Origin of the sequence: Nonomuraea sp. NEAU-A123 (assembly GCF_018603905.1) — a bacterium.
Taxonomy (GTDB): domain Bacteria; phylum Actinomycetota; class Actinomycetes; order Streptosporangiales; family Streptosporangiaceae; genus Nonomuraea.
Window position 1 is genome coordinate 1 of sequence record NZ_JAHFZZ010000056.1, and the last position, 5,348, is coordinate 5,348.

The 5,348-nt window shown below is 68.3% G+C and carries 9 protein-coding genes; 1 reads left to right on the forward strand and 8 read right to left on the reverse strand.

Annotated features, from left to right (window positions below; translation table 11 throughout):
• From KLK06_RS59145 to KLK06_RS59180, 8 genes are all read right to left on the reverse strand, one after another.
• Nucleotides 1-326, reverse strand: a 326-nt coding sequence (locus KLK06_RS59145) for a DUF1206 domain-containing protein (RefSeq protein WP_214644706.1), incomplete at its 3' end; no start/stop codon positions are given.
• A gap of 31 nt (nt 327-357) precedes the next feature.
• Entirely contained in the window at nt 358-1,128 is a 771-nt protein-coding gene (locus KLK06_RS59150) for a SigB/SigF/SigG family RNA polymerase sigma factor (protein ID WP_214644707.1), read from the reverse strand.
• Nucleotides 1,129-1,171: 43 nt separating this feature from the next.
• A complete protein-coding gene (locus KLK06_RS59155) occupies nt 1,172-1,537 on the reverse strand; it encodes a hypothetical protein (RefSeq protein ID WP_214644708.1) in 366 nt (121 codons plus the stop codon).
• A gap of 217 nt (nt 1,538-1,754) precedes the next feature.
• Nucleotides 1,755-2,054, reverse strand: a complete 300-nt coding sequence (locus KLK06_RS59160; protein ID WP_214644709.1) for a hypothetical protein — start codon at nt 2,052-2,054, stop codon at nt 1,755-1,757.
• 52 nt (nt 2,055-2,106) lie between these two features.
• Entirely contained in the window at nt 2,107-2,403 is a 297-nt protein-coding gene (locus tag KLK06_RS59165; protein ID WP_214644569.1) for a GlsB/YeaQ/YmgE family stress response membrane protein, read from the reverse strand.
• A 223-nt stretch (nt 2,404-2,626) separates the two neighbouring features.
• Entirely contained in the window at nt 2,627-3,598 is a 972-nt protein-coding gene (locus KLK06_RS59170) for a LysR family transcriptional regulator (RefSeq protein ID WP_214644710.1), read from the reverse strand.
• Nucleotides 3,599-3,686: 88 nt separating this feature from the next.
• On the reverse strand, nt 3,687-3,884 hold the full coding sequence (locus KLK06_RS59175) for a hypothetical protein (protein ID WP_214644711.1): 198 nt from the start codon (nt 3,882-3,884) through the stop codon (nt 3,687-3,689).
• 139 nt (nt 3,885-4,023) lie between these two features.
• Entirely contained in the window at nt 4,024-4,197 is a 174-nt protein-coding gene (locus KLK06_RS59180) for a CsbD family protein (protein ID WP_214644712.1), read from the reverse strand.
• 428 nt (nt 4,198-4,625) lie between these two features.
• Between KLK06_RS59180 and KLK06_RS59185 the strand changes: the two genes are divergently transcribed.
• Entirely contained in the window at nt 4,626-5,090 is a 465-nt protein-coding gene (locus KLK06_RS59185) for an STAS domain-containing protein (protein WP_214644713.1), read from the forward strand.
• The last annotated feature ends 258 nt before the right edge of the window (nt 5,091-5,348 follow it).

Sequence of the window (5,348 nt, forward strand, 5' to 3'; positions counted from 1 at the left end):
GATGCCAGCCGCTTGGTGACGGTTTGGCCGTTCGGGCTGGCCTGCCCGTAGACCACCTCGGCCAGCCGCCACAACGCCAACCCCGCGAAACCGACCGCTACCAGCCACAAGAGCACCAACCCGCCGGGGTAGGCGATGACGGCATGCATCGCTCCTGAGGTGTCGGCCGCCTCACCGCCGGCGCCTACGCCGATCTGTACGGCCAGCACGCCGATGAGCAGGTAGTTGACACCGCGTGCCACGAACCCTCCCCGGGCGAGCCCTTCAAGCCAGCGGCTTGAGGCCGCCTGGCGGCCCGCGGACTTGACCCCGCTCTTCACCGTCATCACAGACCTCCAGATGCGATTGATCGGTCGGTTAGTCGGTCAGTGCCTTGCGTAGCTGGCCCAGGACGTTGCGCAGGATGCGGGAGATGTGCATTTGGGAGAGTCCGATCTCGGCGGCGATCTCGGCTTGGGTCTGGTTGCCGTGGAAGCGCAGTAGCAGGATGTGCTTCTCGCGCGTGGGCAGGGCGTCGATGAGCGCCTTGACGGACTGCCTGCCGATGACGGTGTCCAGTGCTTCGTCGTTTTGGGGCAGGAAGTCGCCCAGGCTGGAGGAGTCGCCGTCGTTGTTGACGGGGGCATCCAGCGACAGGGTGCTGTAGGCGGCCGAGGCGTCCATCGTCAGCAGGACGGCTTCCTCTGAGAGGCCCATCTCGGCCGCCAGGTCGGCAACGGTGGGCGAGCGGCCCAGGCTCTGGCTGAGGTCGGCGGACAGCTTGTTCAGCCTCGAGCGGCGTTCCTGGTAGACGCGGGGAACCCGGATGGCCCACGCGCGGTCGCGGAAATGGCGTTTGACCTCGCCCGCCATGGTGACGGCCGCGTAGTGGCGGAAGTCGTGGCCGAGGTCGGCGTCGAACCCGTTGATGGCCTTGACCATGCCGACGTAGGCGGCCTGCAGGAGGTCTTCCACGGGTTCGCCACGGTTGCGGTAGCGGCGCGCGATGGACTTGGCCATCCAGGCGTGCGTCTCAACCAGCCGCTCGCGCAGCCGTGCCTTGTGCGCTGGTGAGGTCTGCGGCCGGACCATTTCGATCAGGAGCTCTTCGGCGGTCATTTGTTCCAGGCCGGCGTCCAGAACGGCCATCCTTTTCCCTTTCTTCCGATGCCTTGCAGGCGGCAGACAAGGGTTACCGGGTCGCCGGCTCGTCGGCGAGTGGCAGCAGCCTGTGCAGGGTGTCGCGGTAGGAGCGCAGGGCCTCGGCGCGTTGCACCGCATCGCGGGGATCGTCGACGAAGGCCGCCTGAAGGTCGCGCCAGCGGTCCCGGACACCGGCTGGGTCGCTGTCGAGCAGAGACACCGCTGGTGCCGGCGATGCGGGCAGGGCGGGCGGTGGCTGGGCCGACAGGTCGAAGACGAGCTTGTCAGACGGTGTCGGCGGCGGGGCATCGTCGGCGCTGTCGTGTTCCAGAGCGGGGACGGGTACGGGCCGCAGCGGCGGCATGTCGGCGAATTCGTCGAGGCAGTTATCAAGGCGTACGTGGTCGTTGCGCATGTCTGCCTCCTGGAGATGTCGATGCCTTCGCGCACGCTGGCGAGGACGGGGCAAAGACAACCGTTGGACATAGGTTGAGCAGCGGCACGCCGATACCGGTGTGCCGCCTGGTCCTGACCGCCATCGAGGCTGCCGCGGCGTACCGGCCGCAGCCGGCACGGGCCGCACGGCTTCAGATCGGATGTAGGTCACCGGTACGGTCTTGGCGCTTCCCTTTTCACAGGCGACGATCGTCCGGGGCCGCCCTGCGGGTCCCACCCTGTCTGCCGTCGTAGTGCGGAGGGTCTATCAGGGTGGGTGGCGGCCGGTCGTCGATGACGTCCTGGCGGCTGCGGACGGTGGACTTGCTCCAGCGTGACCGGCTGCGCAGCAGCAGAGGCAGCAAGAGGGCGGCGCCGCCGAGTATCAAGACGACACCTACGATGCGTAGGTTGAAGGCGCCCACCGAGCCGTCCGCCACGGCGAAGGTGAGGATGGCGCCGAAGACGACGACCGCGATCGCCGCGGCAATGGGCATCACGCATCACCCCTGCTGCGGCAGGCGTGATGCGTGATGAGCTGGACGGGGGTCATCTGCGGCTGGCCCAGCGGCCCGAACGCTGACCCGAACGCCGGCCGGTGATCAGGTTGTAGGCGAGCAGCAGGACTGCCGCGCCGACGATGGCGCAGACCCAGGTGGACAGGTTGAAGAACCCCTGGACGCCGGCGACGTGGAACACCTGAGTGGCCACGAAGCCGCCCAGCAGCGCTCCGGCGATGCCGAGCACGAGGGTGATGATCAAGCCTTGCGAGTCTTTACCGGGGACCAGCATTCTGGCCAGCAGGCCGGCGACCAGTCCGAGGATGATCCAAGCGATGATGCCCATGGCCGAACTCCCTATGGCGGTGCATCGATGTCTGCGCGGGATCGGTCTTCCGGACCGGTCGAAGCAGGAGGGCCGGCCGCCGCGGGATTGCTGGCGCCGACGGTCGTACTCGTTCGCCTTGAGCCAACACCCCTGCGAACGGGGCGGAAACAGGCGATTCGGAAAGGACCCATCTCCAGAACCGATCAGCAGGGCGAAGGGCTTCCGTGGCGAGCCCGGCGCATCACACCGGCTCATCGCTGCGGCTGGTGACTGTCGGAACATCTTCGCCGGGTGTCGGTTCGGTGGGCCGGGCGGCGGATTGCAGCCAGCCGAGCCGCTGGGCGAGTTGTCGGGCGCTGTCGATGACGGCGGCGATGTGGGGCGAGGAGTTGGCGTTGTGCCACAACAGTGACCAGGGGTAGTGCGTGACGGGTTCGGTCAGGGGCCGCCAGGTGGTGCCCGGCCGGTTGGAGGTGTGGGAGGAGGAGGGGATGCAGTGCACACAGCGGTGCTGCAGGACGAGGTCGGCGGCGGCGCGGGTGCTCTCGACGGTTCCCTCGTAGATGGTGGGTGCGAAGCCGGCCGACCGGCACAGCTCGATGACGAACTGGTTGAGCTCCGGTGTCTGCGCTTCCTCGCCGAGCAGCAGCAACTCATCGGCCAGAGCAGCGACGGGTACGGCGTCCAGGCCGGCGAAGCGGTGGTCGTCGGGCACCAGCACGCCGAGCGGATCGAGCCTGATCAGCTCGAAGGTCACCTCGTGCGGAACCTGGGAGGCATGCCCGATGCCGATGTCCAGGCGCCCGTCGGCCAGTTGCCGGTACTGCTCGGGGGTGCCCGCCTCGACCTGATGGATCGTGACGTCCGGATGGGCGCGTTGGAGCTCGCGCAGGATCTGCGGCATCGAATCGTAACCGGCGTCGATGATGCCGACCCGAAGCGTCGGTGTGACCGCGACGGCGTTGCGCGCGACCTGCTTGGCCCGCCCCACGTGGTCGAGAATCTGGCGCGCCTCGACGAGGAAGGCCACGCCCGCCGGGGTCAGGTCGACGTGATGGGTACTGCGATCCAGCAACCGCACCCCCAGCTCGCGCTCCAGCCGCTGCACCTGCTGGCTCAGCGCGGACTGCACGATGTGCTCCCGGGCCGCCGCCCGGCCGAAATGCAGCTCCTCGGCCAGTGTCACGAAATACCGCAACTGGCGCAGTTCCATGCCCGCCACCCCTCCCTCAATCGGGCGGCGCCGATATGGACCGTCTTCCTGCACTTTAGGCCCTCGCGAGCCTTGGGCAGCCCTGCCACTACTTGCTGGGCTTGGGAGTCTGGCAGGCGATCTTCGGGTTCATGCCGAGATAGTTGAGCGGGCCGGCCACGACTGTCACGGCGACGGTGGCCATCTGGTTGCAGTTCTCGACCGGTCCGGTGAAGTAGCCGCGTTGGGCCGCCGCGACGGCGCCGGCGATCAGCCACAGGATCAGCACTAACGATGCGAAGCGCATCGCTTCTACCTCCGTCTTTGTCATTGTGCGGGGAGTGTCGGAGGCGATGAGGGGAACGACTCATCGCGGAGTGCCGCGGTATCAGGGCGGGACCAGTTCGCGGCCCGGCCCCGCCGGGCTGCCTGCCGGAGACGGAGGATCAGCGCTTGAAGGCGTCCTTGGCCTTCCCGCCGGCCTGCTTCAGGTTGCCTACTACTCGATCGGTCTTGCCCTCGGCCTGCAGGCGCTGGTTGCCGGTGGCGCGGCCCAAACGCTGCCTGGCCCAGCCCTTGACGACCTGCGCCCTATCTCTGATCTTCCTACCAAGACTCATGGTGATTTCCCTTCACCGCCCCGCTCGGTCATCATCCGGGCAGACCATTGTCTGCCCGTCAGCCATGACCTCGCGCAGGCGGACACTCACCGCGCTCAGGCGGCTTGGAGTCCCAGTGTCCTCCCCGGCCTGCGGGGGGGAAACGAGCAAGGATCAGGCCGGTTATCACCGGAACCGATGAGCGTGCCCCCCGGGCCGGGAGATCGGCACTCCTCAGGGTGAGGGCCCGCTACCCTCACCCGACCAACACCTGGCCGGTGATCGCCGCTGGTGATAACCCTGGCTGGCATCGGTGGTTTCCGCTCCAGCGAGACTGCTGGATGATCAGGGCACTGCACCGCTCACGCTGGCACCCTGGCAACGTGTTCACGCCGCCGCTTCGACCTCGCGGCCCTCTTGTCTCCCGTACTCCCCTGTAGGAGCCCGGCATGAGTACCAAGGACGCCGCCAGCGCCCCCGCTTCCGTGATCGCTGCTGTGATCGCCGCTCTGGTCGAACGATTCGTGACCGCGCTCACCCCCGTCAGGGCCGCCCCCATCACGGCCGCCCCGGTCACGGCCACCGACCAGCTCCTGCGCATCACCCCGCTTGCCGATCGTGCGGGCCTGTGGGTCGAGGGCGAGCTCGACCACTCCACCCTGCCCGACCTGCGGCAGGCGCTCGGCTCGATGGCGAGCGGCCGCGGCTTCTGTGTCGATCTGAGCGGCCTGGCGTTCATCGACGTCGGCGGGCTGCGCGCCCTGGTCAGCGCCGCCGCCGCTCTGCACGACAGCGACGGCGACCATGTTCTGACGCTGCGGTCGGCGCCCCCACAAGTGCGACGCCTGCTCGAGCTCACCGGCTGGCGCCAGACGCCCGGCCTCCACCTGCAGGCACCGAGACGCCCCGGCTAACCCTCCAGGCTCAGCTCACTCATGAGTCCACCGGCCCCCGAGGGATGCCCCCGGCGTTGTGCCGCCGACCACCTGCGCAGCACGGTCACCGACCTCGTTCGACCTCGTTCGACCTCATCGCGAAGCCCCACCGCCGCCAGGCCCGCATCCTGTGATGCCCCCGATCGGAGAACCCCATGACCACCCTCCACCCCCGCCTCGGGGCAGGTCTGTGGCTCATCCCTGCCTCCGCCACCATCGTTCACCTGCGCGGCGAGC

What these genes read in the sequence shown, in the direction of transcription:
- KLK06_RS59150 (WP_214644707.1), bottom strand. Translation starts at nt 1,128, where the DNA reads ATGGCCGTTCTGGACGCCGGCCTGGAACAAATGACCGCCGAAGAGCTC.
- KLK06_RS59155 (WP_214644708.1), bottom strand. Translation starts at nt 1,537, where the DNA reads ATGCGCAACGACCACGTACGCCTTGATAACTGCCTCGACGAATTCGCC.
- KLK06_RS59160 (WP_214644709.1), bottom strand. Translation starts at nt 2,054, where the DNA reads ATGCCCATTGCCGCGGCGATCGCGGTCGTCGTCTTCGGCGCCATCCTC.
- KLK06_RS59165 (WP_214644569.1), bottom strand. Translation starts at nt 2,403, where the DNA reads ATGGGCATCATCGCTTGGATCATCCTCGGACTGGTCGCCGGCCTGCTG.
- KLK06_RS59170 (WP_214644710.1), bottom strand. Translation starts at nt 3,598, where the DNA reads ATGGAACTGCGCCAGTTGCGGTATTTCGTGACACTGGCCGAGGAGCTG.
- KLK06_RS59175 (WP_214644711.1), bottom strand. Translation starts at nt 3,884, where the DNA reads ATGCGCTTCGCATCGTTAGTGCTGATCCTGTGGCTGATCGCCGGCGCC.
- KLK06_RS59180 (WP_214644712.1), bottom strand. Translation starts at nt 4,197, where the DNA reads ATGAGTCTTGGTAGGAAGATCAGAGATAGGGCGCAGGTCGTCAAGGGC.
- KLK06_RS59185 (WP_214644713.1), top strand. Translation starts at nt 4,626, where the DNA reads ATGAGTACCAAGGACGCCGCCAGCGCCCCCGCTTCCGTGATCGCTGCT.